Below are 17,095 nucleotides of genomic sequence, written 5' to 3'. Positions count from 1 at the left end.
CAAACTCCGGTGCGGACGAAGAGGGGCTGAAGGCCAGGAACAGCAGAGAGGGGACGCTGAAATTCGTTTCCCCCGGATCAGATTCAGACTTCAGATTCATCCAGAATGCCGTAAGAATACCCCTGCGCCGCCAAAAACAGCTGCCGGTGGTGGGCAAAATCTTCCTCGCTGGTTTCGCGGGTCACGAGCGAATAAAAGTATGCGGCGCGGCCATCGGCTTTGGGCCTCAGCAGCCGCCCCAACCGCTGCGCTTCTTCCTGACGCGACCCAAAGGCACCGGACACCTGAATCAGCACCTCGGCGTCGGGCAAGTCGAGGGCGAAGTTGCCGACCTTAGACAGGATCAGCGTCTTCAGGCGGCCCTCGCGGAAGGCCTGAAACAGCTCTTCTCGCGTGCGCTGCGGCGTTTTCCCGGTAATTACGGGGGCCTCCAGATCAGCGCCGATCAGTTCCAACTGGTTCAGAAACTGCCCGATAATCAGGGTCGGACTCCCCTCATGCCGCGCCATCACCTGTTGCAACACGGTGCGCTTGGCGGGGTTTTCGGCGGCGATGCGGTGCTTGTCGGCGTCTGGGGCCACCGCGTACGTCAGGCGTTCGGCGGGCGGTAGGCGCAAGCGAACCTCCAGGCAATGGGCCTGCGCGATCCAGCCCTGTTCCTCCAAGGTTTTCCAGGGCTGGTCGTAGCGTTTCGGCCCAATCAGCGCGAACACGTCGCTCTCCCGCCCGTCCTCGCGGATCAGGGTCGCGGTCAGGCCGAGGCGTCTGCGGGCCTGCACTTCGGCGGTCAGGCGAAACACCGGGGCGGGCAGCAGGTGAACTTCATCATAAATAATCAGGCCCCACTCGGACGCGCCGATCAGGGCGAGGTGCGGGTAGGCCCCGATATCTTCGCTGAGGCTGCCCCGCTTGCGGTGAGTAAGCATCTGATAGGTGCAGAGCGTGACCGGGGTCAGCGGTTTGCCCGCCGCGTACTCGCTCACGTCGTCCGGCATCAGCTGCGTTTTGCCCAGCAGTTCGCGGTACCACTGGTTCACGCTGGTGCGGTTGGTGGTCAGGATCAGGGTGCGCTGCCCCACCAGACTCATGGCGACCATGCCCACCACGGTTTTTCCCGCGCCGGGGGCCAAGACCACCACCCCCGAACCACCCTTGTCGCTGCCCGCCCGGTAAAAGGCTTGGGCGGCTTCCCACTGATACCCGCGTACCTGAAGCGTGTCCGAGAGCTGCACCGCCAGCGCGTCTCCATCGGTATATCCGGCCTGATCGTCGACCGGCCAGCCGACCTCGATGAGTTCCTGCTTCAGCACGCCCCGGTGCGCTGCCGGAACGGTCACCACCGTGGGCGACATCACTTCTCCCAGCAGCGGCTTGATGCCTTTGTGGCGCGTCAATTCGGTCAGTAGGGCTTCGTCTCCGGCCCTGACGATCAGCAGCAACATGGAGTCGTACTGTTCCAGTCTGAGGCGTCCCCACCGCCCCGCTAACTCGCGGATATCGGTCGCTACGTTGTCGGGCAACGGAAATTTGGCATGCCGGGCAAGGGCGTCAACCATCGCCTCTGCCGTCATGCCCGCGCTGGCGGCGTTCCACAGCGACAGCGGCGTGACCCGGTAGGTATGCAGATGCTCCGGACTGCTCAGCAACTCCGCAAACGGCGCGATGTCCGTTCGTGCGGCCTCTGCACGCGGATTAAATGCTTCTAGGAACACGCTCCGGTCGGCCTGCACGATGAGCGGATTCGACGGGTCAAACGACATGGGGAGAGTTTGACAGGTCGCGCGATTGGAGAAGCAGCACCAAGAATCCAGTCGAATTCGAGCAGGTGCCCCGCAGCAAGGTCATTGCGGGCCTGAAACATACACACAGGGTCAATGTGGAGTGCTGAAGTATTGAGAGCAATTCTCAAAAGAGTTGTTTGCTTCTGACTGAACGAAGTGAGTGAATTTAATGAGTAGCCGCGAATAGGGGTTGACTGTTCCAACGCGCTGGTCTTAAGCCATGTACTTTAGTGCAAGCGGCTGTGAGATCAGACATTTCGGCAGAGAAGGTAAAAACTACCCTGCAACCGATACGGAATGACAGGCGACCCGTCCAAGAGAGAGCGGCGTAAGAGTCATAGCGTCAAGGCGACTTTAGTCGCTTCCAAACCCCTGTACTTTCAGTGCAGGGTTGTTTAGTTGTAGGGCAAAAAATGCGAAAGGGACGGTGTTATGGGCCGTCCCGACCTCACTGTACTGCCGCTTTCCACCGCTGTCACCCTGCTGAGCCGCTGGATCGCGCCTCACCTTCTGCCGAAGCTCATCCATTCCCACGAGAAGATCAGCGATGCTGATCTCATCGGGGTTGCGATCCTCCAAGGCCTGCACAAGGTGCCCTATTTCAACCGCTGGTGGCGCTTTCTCAAACTCAACCACTTTCCGCACTTCCCCTCTGCGCCCCAGGCCCGCATTCGACTCGCCCGGTTGACCCCGGTCGTCGAGCAGCTGGCCTCCGAAGTCCAGTGCCTGGACTTCATCGCGGTGGATTCGCAGCCCCTGCCCGTCTCGACCTTCAAGCGCGCCCCCCGCTGCAAATTCCGTGGGGCCCGACATGGTTCAGCACCGCTGGACCGGTCTATGGCTTCAAGCTGCATGCCGGGTGCGCTCTGAATGGCAAGATTGCGAAATACGAGATTCGCCCAGCCAATCAGCACGATTTCACTGTGCTGTGCGAGATGAACCGAGATTGGCCCGCTTTTGGTGGGCCAAAGCAAATTGAGGATCAGGGCGATCAATCCGGAACCTGCCTGACGCCACCGAAGATCAATGCCAGACGGGTTGATCCTCGTTGGCGAGCCGAATATGGCGCTGCCAGGAAGTGTGTAGAGTCTGCGTTTTCCGTACTGGTCGGGGCTGGGCTGCGATGGGGACAGGTCAAAACGTACCTGAGTCTGCGGCTCAAGGTCGCACTGACCGTCCTAGCACACAACCTGAAATTCTTTGATTTCAGCACCTGATGGCCTTCCGGGCAACCCCTATTCGCGGTAAGTATTTGGGAGAATGGAAGCGTCAGGAGTCTTTTTCTAACGCTGTCATTTGGACAAATCCTTTGAAACGCCAGCGCTCTCAATCAGCATCCCGATCAGACCAATTCCTCAGGTACGCCCGGCCCGGCCAACTCCGGAAACATCTCCATCAGTCGCCCCGCTTCCTGCGGTGGCCCCAGCAGGTACCCCTGCACGTAGTCGCAGTTGTGGCGGCGCAAAAAGTCCAGTTGTTCGGGGCGCTCCACACCTTCTACTGTCACCGCCAGATCCAGCGCGTGGGCCAGATTCATCACTGCCTTGACCAGCACCTCGTCGCGGATGGCGGTGCTTAAGTCGCCGCCCACTTTGTCGGTAAACGTCGCGTTGATCTTCAGGGCGTCGATGGGGTACTGCTTGAGGTAGGCGAGGTTGGAATACCCGGTGCCGAAGTCGTCCACGACCACCCGCACGCCTAGATCTTTGAGACGCTCCAGCGTGATTTTGGCGTCCTGGGCCTGCACCAGCATACTTTCGGTGAGTTCCAGTTCAAGGTGTTGCGCGTCCAGTCCGGCAGCCGTCAGCGCCCGCGTGACCGTGTCGATCAGGTCGGGCTGTTGAAATTGCCGCGCCGACAGGTTCACGGCCATCCTGAGATGGGGCATCTGGGCCACCCACGCCGCCGCTTGCAAGCACCCCTGACGCAGCACCCACGCGCCGATGGGCACGATGAGGCCCGTGACTTCGGCCAGCGGAATGAACTCGCCGGGCAAGATCAGGCCCAGTTCGGGATGTTGCCAGCGCAGTAAGGCTTCGGCTCCGACAAGTTCCCCGGTGCGGGTGTCCAGTTGCGGCTGATAGTCCAACCTGAATTCCTGGCGCTCCAAGGCGCGGTGCAGACCACTTTCCAGCGTCATGGCGGTCAGCGATTCGCCTGTGCCCAGGCGGTACAGCGCGTAGCCGCCTCCCTGCCGCTTGGCCTGATACATGGCGGTGTCGGCCTGCTGAATCAGCCGTTCGGTGTCGGCGCTGCGGCGCGGCAACACGCTGAAACCAAGGCTCGGTTGCATAAAAATCTCGCGCCCGGCCAGCACGAACGGCTGACTGAAGGTGTGCAGCAAGCGCCCGGCCACCTGCTGCACCTGCTGCGGTGTGGCCGAGCGGCCCATCAGCAGCAAAAACTCGTCGCCGCCCATGCGGGCCAGCAGGTCGCCCGGTTCCAGTGCCCCCCGCAGCCGCAGCGCGACTTGCTGCAGAAGGGCGTCCCCGACGCTGTGGCCGAGGGTATCGTTGATGGTCTTGAAGCGGTCAAGATCCATCAGGGCCACGCCGATCAGGGATCTTCCCACCCCATCACCCTCCTGCCCCTCTGCCACCGCCCGCTCCAGCTCGCGCCCGAATAGCACCCGGTTGGGCAGGCCCGTCAGTGCGTCGTGCAGGGCCAGCCGCTCCAGCACCGCCTGAGAAGCCGAACGCTCTATCACGAGGGCCGCCAAGCCCGCCGCCGCCTCCAACTTGGCGCGCGTGTCTGCATCGGGGCCGCCCTGAGCCTGAACCAGGAGCGTGCCCAACTGCTGGCCCGTGCTGCTGCTGATGGGCTGAATCCACTGCGTTTCGTTGGCCTGTAGTCCAAACAGTTGCCCGCCGCTCTTGCTCGCCTCCCCCTGCGCCGTGAGGACGGTGGGCGGTTCCTCTGACAGCACGATCACCGCACGCCGCCCCCCAAACTGCCGTTCTACACTGCTCACTAGGCGGGCTAGCACTTCGACCAGCGGGGCATTTTTGGCGGCCAGTTCCCACACCTGTGCCCACTCGGCATCGGGAGAATCTGATGTACGGGCGTCGGGGACGAGGTTGGGCCGCGCCGCCCTCCAGTGGGCCAGCCAATGGGTCAGGTCTCCACGCTCAGCTCTGACTGGAGTCAAAGACAATTCGGCCCAAACCGTGCGGCCATCCTGGTGCTGCTGAGGCACTTCTATCCGGACGCTGCGCCCCTGCTCCACGGCTCCGCGCAGTCGCCCAAGGGTCTGCGGCGTGGTCTCTGGCCCCAGCAGACTCCACCAGGGTTGCCCCAGCAGTTCCCCTGCCGTAAAGCCTGTCTGATGCAGCAATTCTGGGTTGACATAGAGGACGCGGGGCCCCGGCTCGTCTGTGGCCCCACCGCCCGACACTGCACCCGCGTCCAGCACCGCCACACCATCCCGAAACTGGTCGAGTGCAGCTGCGGGGGGCGGGAGTGGGTCTGAAAAGTCCAACAGGGCGGAACTGACATGGAGCAGGTGACCGACCAGGCTGGCCACTGCCGCCACCGCTTCTGGCCGAAGTGGTTCGGCAGGTTCGGGGGCATTACTCGGCTCCCACAGGCTCAGCTCTCCGGAAAGTTCCCCAAAGGCAAAGTTGTAACGCCGCTGGGCTGCCGTGCTGGGCCGGTTGGGCGTGGCCGATTCCCACACCACCTCTCCGGCACTCAGCCTCAGGCCCGCCGCCTGTGCTTGCCCCACTTGGGCGCACAGTACCAGCCAAGGTGCAAGTGCAGCTTGGGGCAGGGAAGACAGCAGCAAAGCCCAATCAGGCAATGTGGCAGGAACAGACAAAACCACCTCAACCTCGAAGATAGAGTGCCCGTGATGCACTGCATAGCCAGGCCGCCGGTTGGTTAAGAAACTCCGGTTGAGCATTGAAATGTCCAGTCGGTTTCTAAAGACCGGGTCAGCTCAATTGGTGAAGCCTTCAAACCCTTGCGAATCGGAGTTTATTTAACGCAGGGCCACTTTTCAGTGCAAAGTGGCTAGAAACCGACTTCTTTTCTTGTTGACCGTCGGGCCATTTTCCACCGGGCATACTGCTCATGTACCAACCCAACCCTGAAGAGTTCTGGGGATTGAATGTTGCTCTAGCTGGCTGTGGCCCGAGCACACTTCAAGCTGCCTGATCTGGCATGAAATGGTTGTGAAGCCACCTCGTGCTGAATGTACCGGAGGACTGGATTGCGACAGAGGCTGCGGGCACCTTGCAACTGGGTTACTTCCCCGCCTTCCTCCTCTTGTTGCTGCACGGCCGGAGCAGTTTGACCTTATTAGCAGATCGGCAGGAGAACTGGCTGCATAGCCTGTTGCTTAAGAGCCGAAAATTTAACGTCAAATGTGAAAACGTCCTAATACTATGAAAAAGATGAAGAAACTGGACGACAATCTTAAGGCGTGGGCCGAAGCTCCTCATGGTGACCCTCAAGGAACGGAGTCTAGCGAGACGCCCAACACGTACATCGCCCCGCAAGTCACGCCTCTGGGTCAGTGGCAAGTCGTGACGCTGACCCAGTCGATTCCCGGTGGCCCCGGCAATTTCGGCTTTCCTACTGACAACAACTAGAGCAAGTCCGTTCTGCCGCGTCCAACCTTCTGGACACTGCCAACCCGTGCGCTCAGTCCCTCGCTGCTCAGGCTCCGCTTTGCCGCAGGAGCGTCAGAACTTCTCCATTCCCGCTGCGGCGCACTTTCTGCCTTTCTTTTCTTGCTCGGTTGATCCAAAAGACAAATGCGGCCCCTTAAATTCCCGGCACGTCGGGCAACACATCACGCGGGCAAAGACGGAGTCAGAAGATCCGGCTGAAAGCTGCGCCGCCCAGGAGAATGGAATGACGTTGATCACCGTACCTCGCCTATGGCCTTTGGTAGCTGGAGTGACCCTGATGTTGCTGGGCTGCGCGACACAAAACCCGCCCGCAGCCGGGGGAATGCAGCCGCTGGGCCTTATTGAAGTCAGCTTCGAGCAGATCGGTTCGGCAGACATGACCAGCCGAGTGCGCCCGCTGGCATTGCCTGAACAGACCGGCGGCTTGGACATCAAAGCCCTCAGTGTCAGCGTGTTTGACGTGGGGCCGCGCAACGCTGGGGGCGTCCGGTATATCACCGCCACCTACGCCGTTCGCAACGCCGCGCAAGACGGGACAGCTTCGGCCACGGCCCGCAGCAACCTGACCCTGATCGCTGTGGGGTTGCCCAGCAACGTAGACGGCACCGCAGTGAGCACCCTGACCACGTTCGGCGGGTCAGCGGCTTCTGCGGGTGTAGCGCGGTCTTTTCAGCCCACACACGCCATGCAGTATTCGCCTTTGGCGGCCAAAGCCCTGCCTTCCGGCGGCGGCGAAGATTTGCAGGTGTTCACGGAGAGTGAAGTGCAGGCCAGCCAGTTTTCACGGGCAGGTGTGCCCGTCAGCAGTTATGCCCAGTTGGGGGTGCAAACGGTGTTTCCTTACGGCTACGTCGTGGATACCCCGGCGGGCGGGCGCACCCTGGCGGCCAACCCAGTGGCGGGCCAGTACGACGGACGGGTGGCCCTCAGCGTCAAATTGCCCCTTCAGCCCGACGACGCCCAGCAAACGCCGCCGCAGGGCAACCGCCGTGACCCCTGGGCTTTCCGGCTGACCTTTCTGGTGGTCGAAGACCCCAACACCCGCATCACGCAGAGTCTGGACGAGCAGGCCCTGGGCAGCGCCCCCCTGCTGGCGCGTGCCGCCGGGGCCAACGCTACCCTGCTCAACACGCTTCCGGGGACTGGCTATGTCTCTGCGCCCCCCCTGCCTTCCCGCCTGGTCTGTCAGGTTCGCACCGCTGATCTGGCCGGGTCGCCCACCGCCGCTTACCTCGTCAACGTGTGCCCATGAGGAGGGCTTCCATGCGATCACTGTCCAAGCGGTCACTGCCGCCTCTTGCTGTTGCCCTGCTGGGTGCCCTGGTGTTGGGGGCGTGCAGCTCTCCCGCGCCGCCAAGCGCGTCTGTTCCTGCCGGGGTTGCCACTCCGGTTCCTGTTCCGGGCGCCGACCTGCCCAGTACGCCGCAACTGGCAGAACTCAGGCCGCTCGGCGTGGTCAATATCGCCTTTGCGGGCCAGCCCGACGGCACTTTTACCGCCCGGCAGGTGCCCCAATCGGACTTAGAACCACAGGCGCTGACTGCCCGGAGCGGCATTCAACTCGAACCCGTCTCCAACGGCTCATTTACCGTAGGGCAACGCGGGGCCGGGGGCATGCGCTACCTGTACGTCACCTTCCGGGTCAGGAACGCGGCCCAGAACGGCGCGGCCTACACCGACGCCCGCAGCAACCTGACGCTGGTGGCGGCCAGTACGCCCACCACTAGCGGTGAGACGGCGATAGGCAGCCTGACCCGTTTTGATGGCAGCGCGGCCAGTGCCGCCGTCGCCCCGACCATCTTGCCCACCCACGCCATGACCCTGAACCGGGCCACCGACCTGCCCAAGCCGTTGGCCGGTGGCGAAGACTTGCAGGTATTTGCCGAACAGGAAGTCAGCGCGGTTCCAGCGGGCGCGGTGCGGCTCTTTCCGTACGGATTCGTGGTGCGCCACAAGACCAATACCGGCAGCCGCACGCTGGCCGCCAGTCCGGCGGTGGGTCAGTTCGACGGTCTGGTGACGCTGGCGGTCAAAATACCGCTGCAACCCACGGTGGCCGACGACCCATTCGGCTTTACGGTGTCGTTTGAGGCCATGGACGACAGCCTGACCCGCGTGACCGAAAGCGTGGAAGAACAGGGCGTGGGCAGTGAGGCCGCCGCCCGCGCCGCCGCGTTGGGAGTCAATACCCCAGTGGTCACCCTGTGTGGCAGCAGCGTTACGGGCAGTACGGCCCTGTTCGTGGGGTCGGCCACCACGGCGGGCAACACGGCCCGGCTGGCCCGCGTGGGCGGCGACCTGGCCCTCAAATCGCCACTCTCGGCCCTGAACGCCATTGGCAACACGCGCCTGAACGTGGCGGCGGCGAGTGGTCTGGCGGCGGCCTATTCGGTCTATGCTGGAGCCACACCCAGTTTCAGCGGCACGGCCACCAGCACACGCGGCGGCAACGTGAGCGTCGATGCGGCGGGCAACGTCATCTTCCGGCCCAAAGTGGGCGACGGAACGCCCGCTGTGACAGACCGCCTGACCTACCGCGTCACCGATAACCGCACCTGCTCCAGCCCCGACACCAACGTCGACGTGAATGTGGCGGGCCGGGTCTGGTACGTGAACAACAGCGGGAGCAACGGCGATGGCCGTCAAGACACGCCCTTCAATACCCTGGCGGCTGCCCAGACCGCGTCGGGGACGGGCGATACCCTGTACGTGGCGCGGGGCAACGCCACCACCAGCGGCCAGAACGCCGGAATCGTACTGAAGAACAATCAGGTCTTGACCGGAGAGGCCGCGGCGCTCACCGTCGGAGCCACCACCATTCTCGCGGCGGGCAGCAATCCCAGCCTGATCGGGCACGCGGGGGGCGTGGGCGTCACACTGGCCCAGAACAACACCGTGCGTGGCCTCGGCATCACGGGCCAAACGGCTGGGGTGTCGGGCAGCAATTTCGGCACCTTCACAGCCAGCGCCCTCAGTGCAGGAGCCACGGCTGGCCCTGCCTTGACCCTGACGGGCGGCGTCCTGGCCGCGTCGTTCACGCGCCTCGATTCGGCGGCCTCGCCCTCCAACGGCCTGACCCTCAGCGACGTGGGCGGCAACCTGACGGTCAGTGGGACGGGCACGGCCTCTTCAGGGGGCACTCTTTCGGGAGCGGCACTCAGCGGGGTTTCCATTCAGCCCCAGAACCGCCTGCTCAGCGTCAGCCTGTCGAGGATGCGGCTGCAAAACAATGCTGGCCTCGGCGTGGATTACCGCACCTTGCCCACACAGACAGGGCGCGCCCATCTGGTGGTCACCAACAATGTGTTCGCCAACAATGCGAGCACCGCCATGCAGTTCCGGCACGACGGGCAGGCCGACGCGCAGGTCACGTTCGACGACAACACCGTCAGCAACACGACCTCACAGGGGGGCGGCTTAACGTACCGCAGCGCCCACGCCACTTCTCAAGCCGATCAGGGCTACGTGCGGCGCAACCAGATCACCCTCAATCCGGCGGGCGCGGCCAACGGCGTCTCGCTGTTTGTCGACGGCCTGGGCACGGCCCGCTTTGTAGTCGACAGTAATACCGTCAGTGGCTACGGCAGCTATGGGCTGGACTTCGCGGCCAAGGAAAAAACCGGGCGGCTGGACGTCACGGCCACCAACAACACGGCGTCAACCCCGGGTGGGTTTGGTCTCGACAGCATGTCGCTGCAAAGTGGCAGCGGCACCCCCGGTGAGAACAACACGCTGTGTGCCAATGTCTCGGGCAACATCATGCGCGGCAACCTCACTGACCCGAGTACGTTCGGCATCTACCTGTGGCAGGTGGGCAGCAATCCGCTGGCCTTGCAGGGCCTCACGGGCAGCGGCACCAATTCGGGCAATGTCGCGGCTTTTGTCGCCGGGCGCAACATGCCTTCCACCGTCTTTGCACAGACCACCAATGTCACAACCCTGACTTGCACCCTGCCCACCTTCTGAGTTGGCGGCAAGGGCCTCAGCCCATGTTTGAACCAATTTTCTCCCGCGCACAAAGGACGGTTTATGGAACCTTTTCTTGGTCAGATCGATATCGTGGCCTTCGGATTTGCGCCGAAAGGCTGGGCGCTGTGCAACGGCCAACTCCTGCCCATCAACCAGAATCAGGCGCTGTTCAGCATTCTGGGCACCACCTACGGAGGCAACGGCCAAACGACCTTCGCCCTGCCCGACCTGCGGGGGCGCGTGCCGCTGCATATGGGGCAGAATTACGGGCTGGGGCAGCAAGGCGGAGAAGAACAGCACACGGTGACCCTGGGCGAATTGCCCACCCACAACCACCAGTTGCAGGCCTTGACCACGCCGGGCACGGTTCCGGTGCCCACGGGCAACCTGCTCGCCAGCGCCGCCCAGTACGATTCCAGCAGTGCGGCCCTGGCCTCTATGGCCCCGGCCTCGGTGACTTCTGTGGGCGGTTCACAGGCCCACGCCAATATGCCGCCCGTGCTGACGCTGAATTTTATCATCGCCTTGCAGGGCATCTTTCCTTCGCGTGACTGAGGATTTGCCCCGTGGTCTGAATTGACTGTGGTCTGGATCAACGCTGGGCCAGAACTGTTTTGGCCGCAGGCCAGCGGGCACGCTCGCCTCAACCCACTGACCGAACCCCGCCGAATGGAGGCCTGAAATGGACGAGTACATAGGAACAGTTCGGATATTTGCGGGCAACTTTGCCCCAGTCGGTTGGCTCTTTTGTCAGGGTCAACTCCTGCCGATCTCGGAGTACGAGACACTCTTCGTCTTGATCGGCACCACCTACGGGGGCGACGGCCAGAGTACTTTTGCGTTGCCCGACCTGAGGAGCCGCTTGCCGCTGCACATGGGCAATGGTTACACCATCGGAGGGCAGACTGGCACGGAAAACGTCACGCTGACCCCCAGCCAGATTCCGGCCCATACGCACGCGCTGGTCGCCAGTGCTGGTCCCGCCCCCGCTGTCCCGGTCACGGCCCCCACTGGTCAGTGGTTGGGACAGCCCGCCGTGGGTGATCTGTATGTGGGTGCGGGGCGGCGGCCCACCACACTGTCGCCGCAGGCGGTCACGGTGGGCGGCGGCTCGCAACCTCACACCAACATCCCGCCTGTGCTGGCCCTGAATTTCATCATCTGCTGGTCAGGCCGCTTCCCGCCTCAGTCCTGACTTCCGCTCTCTGGTTCTGACACCAGCAAGGCGGCTGCTTTGTGTTGATGGCCCGCGCATTAATGGCCCCGCGTTGACGATCCCCGGAGCAGCCCCGCTCCAGCTCCGTACCCCAAAGGACGACTATGGAACCCTTTATCGCAGAAATTAGGATGTTCGCGGGGAATTTCGCCCCACGCGGCTGGGCGCTGTGCAACGGCCAGCTGCTGTCTATTTCTCAAAACACAGCCCTGTTCAGTCTGATCGGCACGTATTACGGCGGCGACGGCAAATCCACCTTTGGTCTGCCGAATTTGCAGGCCCGGTTTCCTGTGGGCGCGGGGCAAGGGCCAGGTCTTAGCCCCTACGATCAGGGCGAAATGACGGGCGAGGCGCAGGTCACGCTGCTGCCCACCCAGATCCCGGCCCACACCCACACCGTCAACGCCTTTGATACACCCGGCACCAGCAACACCCCCACAGACCGCTCCCTGGCCCGCAGCAAGGAGTTCAGTGCCTACGCCCCGGCGGGTGGCGCGGTCACCGGGCTGGCCAGCGGAACCCTCGCGCCAGTGGGCGGCAACCAGCCTCACAACAATATGCCTCCCTTCCTGACCGTCAATTTTATTATCGCCCTGCAAGGCATTTTCCCCCAGAGGCCCTGATGTCCAATCCTATTTCTTCGCGCCGGAGCCTGCTCAAAGCCTTTGCTGCGGTGCTGCCCCTGGCCGTCACGGGCACGGCGGGTGCCCAGATGCAAGCTATTCGCCCACTGGCGCGGCCTCTGCGGGTAGCGCTGGTGGCCCCTGCCTCCGGCAGCCCGGTGGCCCTGACTGGGCCATTTGTGCACGGCCTGACCCCCGTGCTGCGGCGGGCAGGCATAGAACTGAGTCTTCACCTGACCGGCCCGCGCACCAAACAGATCGTGCAGGCAGCTCACACCGCGCTGGCCCAGCGGCCTGACGCCCTGATCGCGCTGGGAGACGGGCTGGCCCGCCTGATGCAACCTGCCTTGGAAACGGCCACGCTGCCTGTCATCGCCGCCGAGGTGGGGGCGCGAATGCCGGATGCTGAACGCCCCTTGCCCCTCTCGCTGAGTGCCAGCTTGCAGGCGTGGGAAGCCGAGTGGATGCACGGCGCACTGTTGGGTCAGCAGGGCGCGCCGGTGCACCTGTTCATCTCTGTGTTGGAAAGCGGCTATGACCTGCCGTTCGCGTTTTCGGCGGGCCTGACGAGCGTCCGGGGGCACCTGACCGGAACCACCATCCTGAACGGCCAGTCGGCAGCCGGGGCCGCGCGGGCGGCGCAGCAGAGCGGGGCGGCCCACGTGCATCTGCTCGCCAGCGAATGGGCGGGAGCCGCCGATTTTGTGCAGTCCTGTACGCGCCTGGGCCTCGGCGTCAGCGTCGGTGGCCTGACTGCGGGTTCTCCTCGCCGCGCCCTCAGTTTGCCCGACGCGGCCTCTGCGGGAGCGCTCAGCGCGGCCAAAGAACTGGGCCAAACTGGCTGGAAACAGGGTTTACACGCGGCTCCGACCCACGCCCTCACCGCGCTGGGCTACGACATCGGCCTCTGGATCAGCGCGGCGGCGCAGCCCTTAACCCAGTTTACGGCTCAAGCCCTCTTCGGATCACTGGCGTCGGTGCAGGTGGCCGGTGTGCGGGGGCTACTATCTGTCAATTCGGCGGGGCAGTTGCGTGCGCCGCTGCGCCTTCAAGAGGCTTCTGGCCGCCAGAGCGTCCTAGACGGCGTGCCGACCATGCACCCGCTGCTGGTGGCCCACCGAACCGGCCTCCGCAGCGGGTGGATTCAGCCCTATCTGCACGGCTGATCTGCATGCTCGCGTGTTGGCCTCTGACCTCCTGACCGCGCAGGGCTTACCGGCCCCACTCAAACACTGTCCGGAAGTAACGGGAGACCTGTGGTTCTCCGTAGGCCTCCAACTCTCCACGCTGGTCTTCGACCCAGGCGTGGCCCTGTACCTGACCCACCGCTCCCCGCGTCACCCCGCTGACAAAGACTGCCGGGTGACCCAGGCGCCGCAGCAGGCGGTACGTGGCGTAAGCGCGCGGGACACAAGTTCCGATCCTTGATTGCCGGGGATACAGGAGCCGCGTCAGCAAGGCCACCGTTTGCACCGCTTGTTCCAGCTTCAAAGCTGGCATAGGCGTGGTGGCAGGGCGTGTCCAACGCTGCAAATGGAGCCGGGGATCTCCGCCTCGCCGCACCGCCTGCCACGCCCAGTACACGTCGGGCAGGACGCGGGGCGCCCAGTACAACCGGTGGGGCAACACACGCCAGCGGGCCAACCACAGCACCCGGCGCGGATAATAGCCGTCACGCTGCATTCCTGCCAGCAAGGTCACGCGGGTGCCGGGTAAGCCCAGTGCCAGCCGTTGCCGGAACGGGTCACATACCTGTGTAAACGCCTCCCACGTCTGGGCCGCACCTAGCCCGGCGGCTCTGGCCCGCAAAGCCTCTGGCGTCAGAGGGTAGCGCTCGGTCAGCACGCGCATATCCGGATAATCGGCGGGTTTCAGGCCGCCCGCATCGCCGCCCCAGCAGCGCCCCAACGCCACATTCACCACCGCCGCGTCCACAGGGCTGGGCCGCCAGATCTCGATGCCCTGCCAGTCGTGGGGCCGCGCCTGTGCCCACACCGCCGCCGTGAGGCCCTGCACCCGCCGCCGTGATCCGCCCACCCAGGCAGTCACGAAGCGGTGAACGTCCAGCCGGATGTGTCCACCGGGACTGAACAGGTGCGCACATTCATGCGTCCATACGTCCGGGCGGGCGTGCTGGCCGTCGCTGCGCCAGCCGAGGGCCAGGGCCAGATGCACGGCGCGGCTGATCTGGTCGGGGTCGTTGGGAAGCAACACATCCACGTCGCCGTAAAAGCGTTCGCCGGGAGTGGCGTACTCGAACTCGGCCAGCGCGAAGCCTTTCATCAATAGGGTAGGCAGGCCAGCGTCTGCCCACCGCTGCAGCAGGGGCCGGAGTTCGGCGCGAATGGCGGCGTGGCGGGCACCGAGGGTCAGGTGATCGGCCCGCAACACGTCGCGCAGAGGGTGCCCGGCAGGTAAGCGCTGCCGCACCTCGCCGCCGATAGACGCGGCCCGCAGTGCAGGCACATCGGCCAGGGTTACATCGGGCGGCAGCGTGGTCAGGGCGCGAATCACAGGATCAGACGGAGGGGCCATCAGCCTGAGTCTAGAGCAGCGGCGCGGAAGCCAACACCCCTGCGTGGCAACACCCAGACTTCAATTTGCCGTACAGGGGCCGACTCGCTTCCCGCCGTTGGAACTGCATCTCTATGCCAGGCGCTACCTTACGTGTATGTGGGAAGCAAATCCGGAAGTCTTGACCACCGATCTGGGCGATGAACTCGTGCTGATGGATCCTCAGCGGAGCGTGATGTTCAGCCTGAACGATTCTGGCCGCTTGATCTGGCAGGCGCTCCCGGCGTCGCAGGAGCAGCTCAAGACCCTGTTGAAAGAGGCCTACGGGTTGCCCGACACCCAGGCCGAGCAAGACTTGGGGGCAGTGCTGAATGATCTCAGCAGTCGGCACTTGGTGCGGCGGCAGTGACCTTGGGTGCTCCACCCGATTGGACGAGTCTGGGCGCACAGGTGAGCGCTGAGACGCTGCCCCTCAGCCTTCAGCAGGAGCTTGTGCAGCGGTGGGCCACCCCTTTCCGGCCCACTGGCGCCTACCGGATTGATTTACACGTCGCGCCATTGCCGCCGCCACCGCTGGGGCCAGCCCGTGAAGCCTCCCTGTCGACCAGCACAGTTCGGGTGCGGGGGTCGGGCACGCAGGTCTGGATCGGGGCTGGGCTGTACCTGCAGGTCGGGGCGGATCACACCCAGATCACAGTGCAGCCACAGGCGGTGCACGGGGCCGACTGGCTGCTGGCGTTCGGAGAAGCGCACCGGGCCTCCGGTTGGTTGCCCCTGCACGCGGCGGCAGTAGCGCAAGCGGGCCGGGCCGTGGCCGTGTCGGGCGTCAGCGGCGCAGGCAAAAGCACGGCGGCCCTCCGGTTGGCCGGGGCAGGCCTGACGGTGCTGGCCGAAGACCAGACGTGGGTGCATCCGGCAGCCGCAGAAGTGGTGGGCCTCGACCGCTTCCTCCGGGCCTTTCCAGACAGCGTGGGACGCTTTGCGCCGCAGCAGTTGGAACAGGACGTCAAGGCCGACACAGACGGCAAGTTGCTGCTGCCCCTCCAACCTCAGCGGGAACCTGCACACCTGAAGGCCTTGCTGATATTCGGACTGCCGCCGCGCCCCACACGGGCCGAGAGGGTGCGGGCGCTCTGGGAAATGACCGGTGTGCCGCTGACTCCCGTCGCTCAGCAGCGGTCAGCACAGGCGGTTTCGGAATTCGTGCAGCGCCTCCCCCTAGAGGGCACAGACCGTGACGGCGTGGTGGCACAGGTGGGGGAGTGGCTGGAACTGCCTCTGCTAAGGATGTAGCACTCTGCATCTGATCAAAAATGATCGTCAAGCGTCAGACAATAAGGCGGGAGACTTGCCAGGGTCAATTCCGCCGCATTAAGGAGTCTGCCAGCCCTTTGAGGGCATGGCCCAGTAGGGTGTTAGTCCGGTAAAAGTCAGGTTCGGCAGCAGACGTGAGCGGACACAGAAACGCATCCCAGAGTGCGTTGTGCGCCGCCTACCGCCATTCAACAGGCACTAACCCCACTTTCGACTGAACGAAGTAGCGATACCTTTGCGGGAAAACGCTGAGGCAAAGGTTGTGTTCGGACTCGACCCAGGCCAGATCAACTAGCGACACCTTTGCGGGATTCTGGGTGCGTTCGCGAAGAAGCTTGTCCTAGGGCGTGCTAGGGCGTGCTAGGGCGTGTAGGCTAAGGTGCTGTGCAGCCCTATGACAGGCCTTGAGCAATAAGGCCGGTGTTGAAACGCTCAAGCTCATCCACTCGGTGGATGCACAGCCATCCCACGTCAGGCGACACTGGAATCATGATGCCTTTTTTCCAGCTCTTTCGCTTTCTGAATCGGGGGCTTTGGGTATTGCTAGTTCTTGGCGTGGTGCTGGGTGGGGGTTGGATCGTGTTGATTTGGAAGCCTGCACAAGCAGCGGCACTCATCCAGCAACACAGTGTCCATCAGAGGGAGGGGGCGGCAATCGCTCAAGCCTGCTTGCACGACTTGCGTCAGCGCTTTGGAAATACGCCCATGCTCTCCCACAGTGAGGCACAGTCCTGGACATGGACGGGGCCCCTAGAAGATGAGGCCAGGGGCTGGACCATGGATGGAACCCTGCACTTCGGGGAGCAACTGGCGGCCTTTGAATGTGATGGAGTTCAGTCATCAGATGGTGTGGTAGAGGTCCGCTATGCCTACGGTACGCCTTGGTGGACGCCGCCACCCACCTGGGCGTATTGAACGAGCTCAGCCCACCTTTGCCTACATGCCATAGTGCGCCTCTATACACCAGCCCCAGCTAGCGATACTTTTGCGGGATCAGCAGGCAAGCTAGCGATACCTGTGTGGAAAGCGTCTGGAGCGGCACTA

At 63.6% G+C, this 17,095-nt stretch carries 13 protein-coding genes and 1 pseudogene; 11 read left to right on the top strand and 3 right to left on the bottom strand.

What is annotated here, in order from left to right:
* Positions 1-83: 83 nt before the first annotated feature.
* Positions 84-1,760, bottom strand: coding sequence for a DNA repair helicase XPB (locus tag M1R55_RS25985; protein WP_249395881.1), 1,677 nt, complete (start codon positions 1,758-1,760; stop codon positions 84-86).
* A gap of 453 nt (positions 1,761-2,213) precedes the next feature.
* Between M1R55_RS25985 and M1R55_RS25980 the strand changes: the two are divergent.
* Positions 2,214-2,998 (top strand): annotated as a pseudogene (locus tag M1R55_RS25980) (transposase).
* Positions 2,999-3,123: 125 nt separating this feature from the next.
* Here the strand turns inward: M1R55_RS25980 and M1R55_RS25975 are convergent.
* A complete protein-coding gene (locus M1R55_RS25975) occupies positions 3,124-5,598 on the bottom strand; it encodes a bifunctional diguanylate cyclase/phosphodiesterase (protein WP_249395880.1) in 2,475 nt (824 codons plus the stop codon).
* 577 nt (positions 5,599-6,175) lie between these two features.
* On the opposite strand from M1R55_RS25975, the gene M1R55_RS25970 reads away from it, so the two are divergent.
* The 7 genes from M1R55_RS25970 (at position 6,176) to M1R55_RS25940 (ending at position 13,389) form a co-directional block, all read left to right on the top strand.
* The gene (locus M1R55_RS25970; protein ID WP_249395879.1) at positions 6,176-6,373 is read left to right on the top strand and encodes a hypothetical protein; all 198 of its coding nucleotides are present in this window, start codon (positions 6,176-6,178) and stop codon (positions 6,371-6,373) included.
* Between the two features lie 265 nt (positions 6,374-6,638).
* The gene (locus M1R55_RS25965) at positions 6,639-7,667 is read left to right on the top strand and encodes a hypothetical protein (RefSeq protein ID WP_249395878.1); all 1,029 of its coding nucleotides are present in this window, start codon (positions 6,639-6,641) and stop codon (positions 7,665-7,667) included.
* Positions 7,668-7,678: 11 nt separating this feature from the next.
* Positions 7,679-10,381 carry a VcbS gene (locus M1R55_RS25960; RefSeq protein ID WP_249395877.1) on the top strand — a complete coding sequence of 901 codons (2,703 nt, stop codon included), beginning with the start codon at positions 7,679-7,681 and terminating at the stop codon, positions 10,379-10,381.
* Positions 10,382-10,444: 63 nt separating this feature from the next.
* On the top strand, positions 10,445-10,939 hold the full coding sequence (locus M1R55_RS25955) for a phage tail protein (RefSeq protein WP_249395876.1): 495 nt from the start codon (positions 10,445-10,447) through the stop codon (positions 10,937-10,939).
* A gap of 127 nt (positions 10,940-11,066) precedes the next feature.
* Positions 11,067-11,579, top strand: coding sequence for a phage tail protein (locus M1R55_RS25950; RefSeq protein ID WP_249395875.1), 513 nt, complete (start codon positions 11,067-11,069; stop codon positions 11,577-11,579).
* Positions 11,580-11,704: 125 nt separating this feature from the next.
* On the top strand, positions 11,705-12,223 hold the full coding sequence (locus tag M1R55_RS25945; protein WP_249395874.1) for a phage tail protein: 519 nt from the start codon (positions 11,705-11,707) through the stop codon (positions 12,221-12,223).
* Positions 12,223-13,389, top strand: a complete 1,167-nt coding sequence (locus M1R55_RS25940; RefSeq protein ID WP_249395873.1) for a hypothetical protein — start codon at positions 12,223-12,225, stop codon at positions 13,387-13,389. The genes M1R55_RS25945 and M1R55_RS25940 overlap by 1 nt, the downstream gene beginning before the upstream one ends.
* A 46-nt stretch (positions 13,390-13,435) precedes the next feature.
* Here the strand turns inward: M1R55_RS25940 and M1R55_RS25935 are convergent, their stop codons facing one another.
* Positions 13,436-14,758, bottom strand: a complete 1,323-nt coding sequence (locus M1R55_RS25935) for a lasso peptide biosynthesis B2 protein (RefSeq protein ID WP_249395872.1) — start codon at positions 14,756-14,758, stop codon at positions 13,436-13,438.
* A 136-nt stretch (positions 14,759-14,894) separates the two neighbouring features.
* Here M1R55_RS25935 and M1R55_RS25930 point away from each other — a divergent pair, with 136 nt between their 5' ends.
* From M1R55_RS25930 to M1R55_RS25920, 3 genes are all read left to right on the top strand, one after another.
* Positions 14,895-15,146, top strand: coding sequence for a PqqD family protein (locus M1R55_RS25930; protein ID WP_249395871.1), 252 nt, complete (start codon positions 14,895-14,897; stop codon positions 15,144-15,146).
* On the top strand, positions 15,143-16,030 hold the full coding sequence (locus tag M1R55_RS25925; protein ID WP_249395870.1) for a hypothetical protein: 888 nt from the start codon (positions 15,143-15,145) through the stop codon (positions 16,028-16,030). Before M1R55_RS25930 ends, M1R55_RS25925 begins: the two co-directional genes overlap by 4 nt.
* Before the next feature lie 510 nt (positions 16,031-16,540).
* Positions 16,541-16,966 carry a hypothetical protein gene (locus M1R55_RS25920; RefSeq protein ID WP_249395869.1) on the top strand — a complete coding sequence of 142 codons (426 nt, stop codon included), beginning with the start codon at positions 16,541-16,543 and terminating at the stop codon, positions 16,964-16,966.
* The last annotated feature ends 129 nt before the right edge of the window (positions 16,967-17,095 follow it).

The organism is Deinococcus sp. QL22, from assembly GCF_023370075.1.
Taxonomy (GTDB): domain Bacteria; phylum Deinococcota; class Deinococci; order Deinococcales; family Deinococcaceae; genus Deinococcus.
The sequence above is the reverse complement of the archived record's forward strand: the minus strand, read 5'-3'. Positions and strand labels throughout refer to the sequence as shown.

Coding starts and splice junctions, on each gene's coding strand:
- M1R55_RS25955 (WP_249395876.1), top strand. CDS start 10,445: ATGGAACCTTTTCTTGGTCAGATCGATATCGTGGCCTTCGGATTTGCG.
- M1R55_RS25960 (WP_249395877.1), top strand. CDS start 7,679: ATGCGATCACTGTCCAAGCGGTCACTGCCGCCTCTTGCTGTTGCCCTG.
- M1R55_RS25985 (WP_249395881.1), bottom strand. CDS start 1,760: ATGTCGTTTGACCCGTCGAATCCGCTCATCGTGCAGGCCGACCGGAGC.
- M1R55_RS25920 (WP_249395869.1), top strand. CDS start 16,541: ATGATGCCTTTTTTCCAGCTCTTTCGCTTTCTGAATCGGGGGCTTTGG.
- M1R55_RS25965 (WP_249395878.1), top strand. CDS start 6,639: ATGACGTTGATCACCGTACCTCGCCTATGGCCTTTGGTAGCTGGAGTG.
- M1R55_RS25935 (WP_249395872.1), bottom strand. CDS start 14,758: ATGGCCCCTCCGTCTGATCCTGTGATTCGCGCCCTGACCACGCTGCCG.
- M1R55_RS25950 (WP_249395875.1), top strand. CDS start 11,067: ATGGACGAGTACATAGGAACAGTTCGGATATTTGCGGGCAACTTTGCC.
- M1R55_RS25945 (WP_249395874.1), top strand. CDS start 11,705: ATGGAACCCTTTATCGCAGAAATTAGGATGTTCGCGGGGAATTTCGCC.
- M1R55_RS25930 (WP_249395871.1), top strand. CDS start 14,895: ATGTGGGAAGCAAATCCGGAAGTCTTGACCACCGATCTGGGCGATGAA.
- M1R55_RS25940 (WP_249395873.1), top strand. CDS start 12,223: ATGTCCAATCCTATTTCTTCGCGCCGGAGCCTGCTCAAAGCCTTTGCT.
- M1R55_RS25970 (WP_249395879.1), top strand. CDS start 6,176: ATGAAGAAACTGGACGACAATCTTAAGGCGTGGGCCGAAGCTCCTCAT.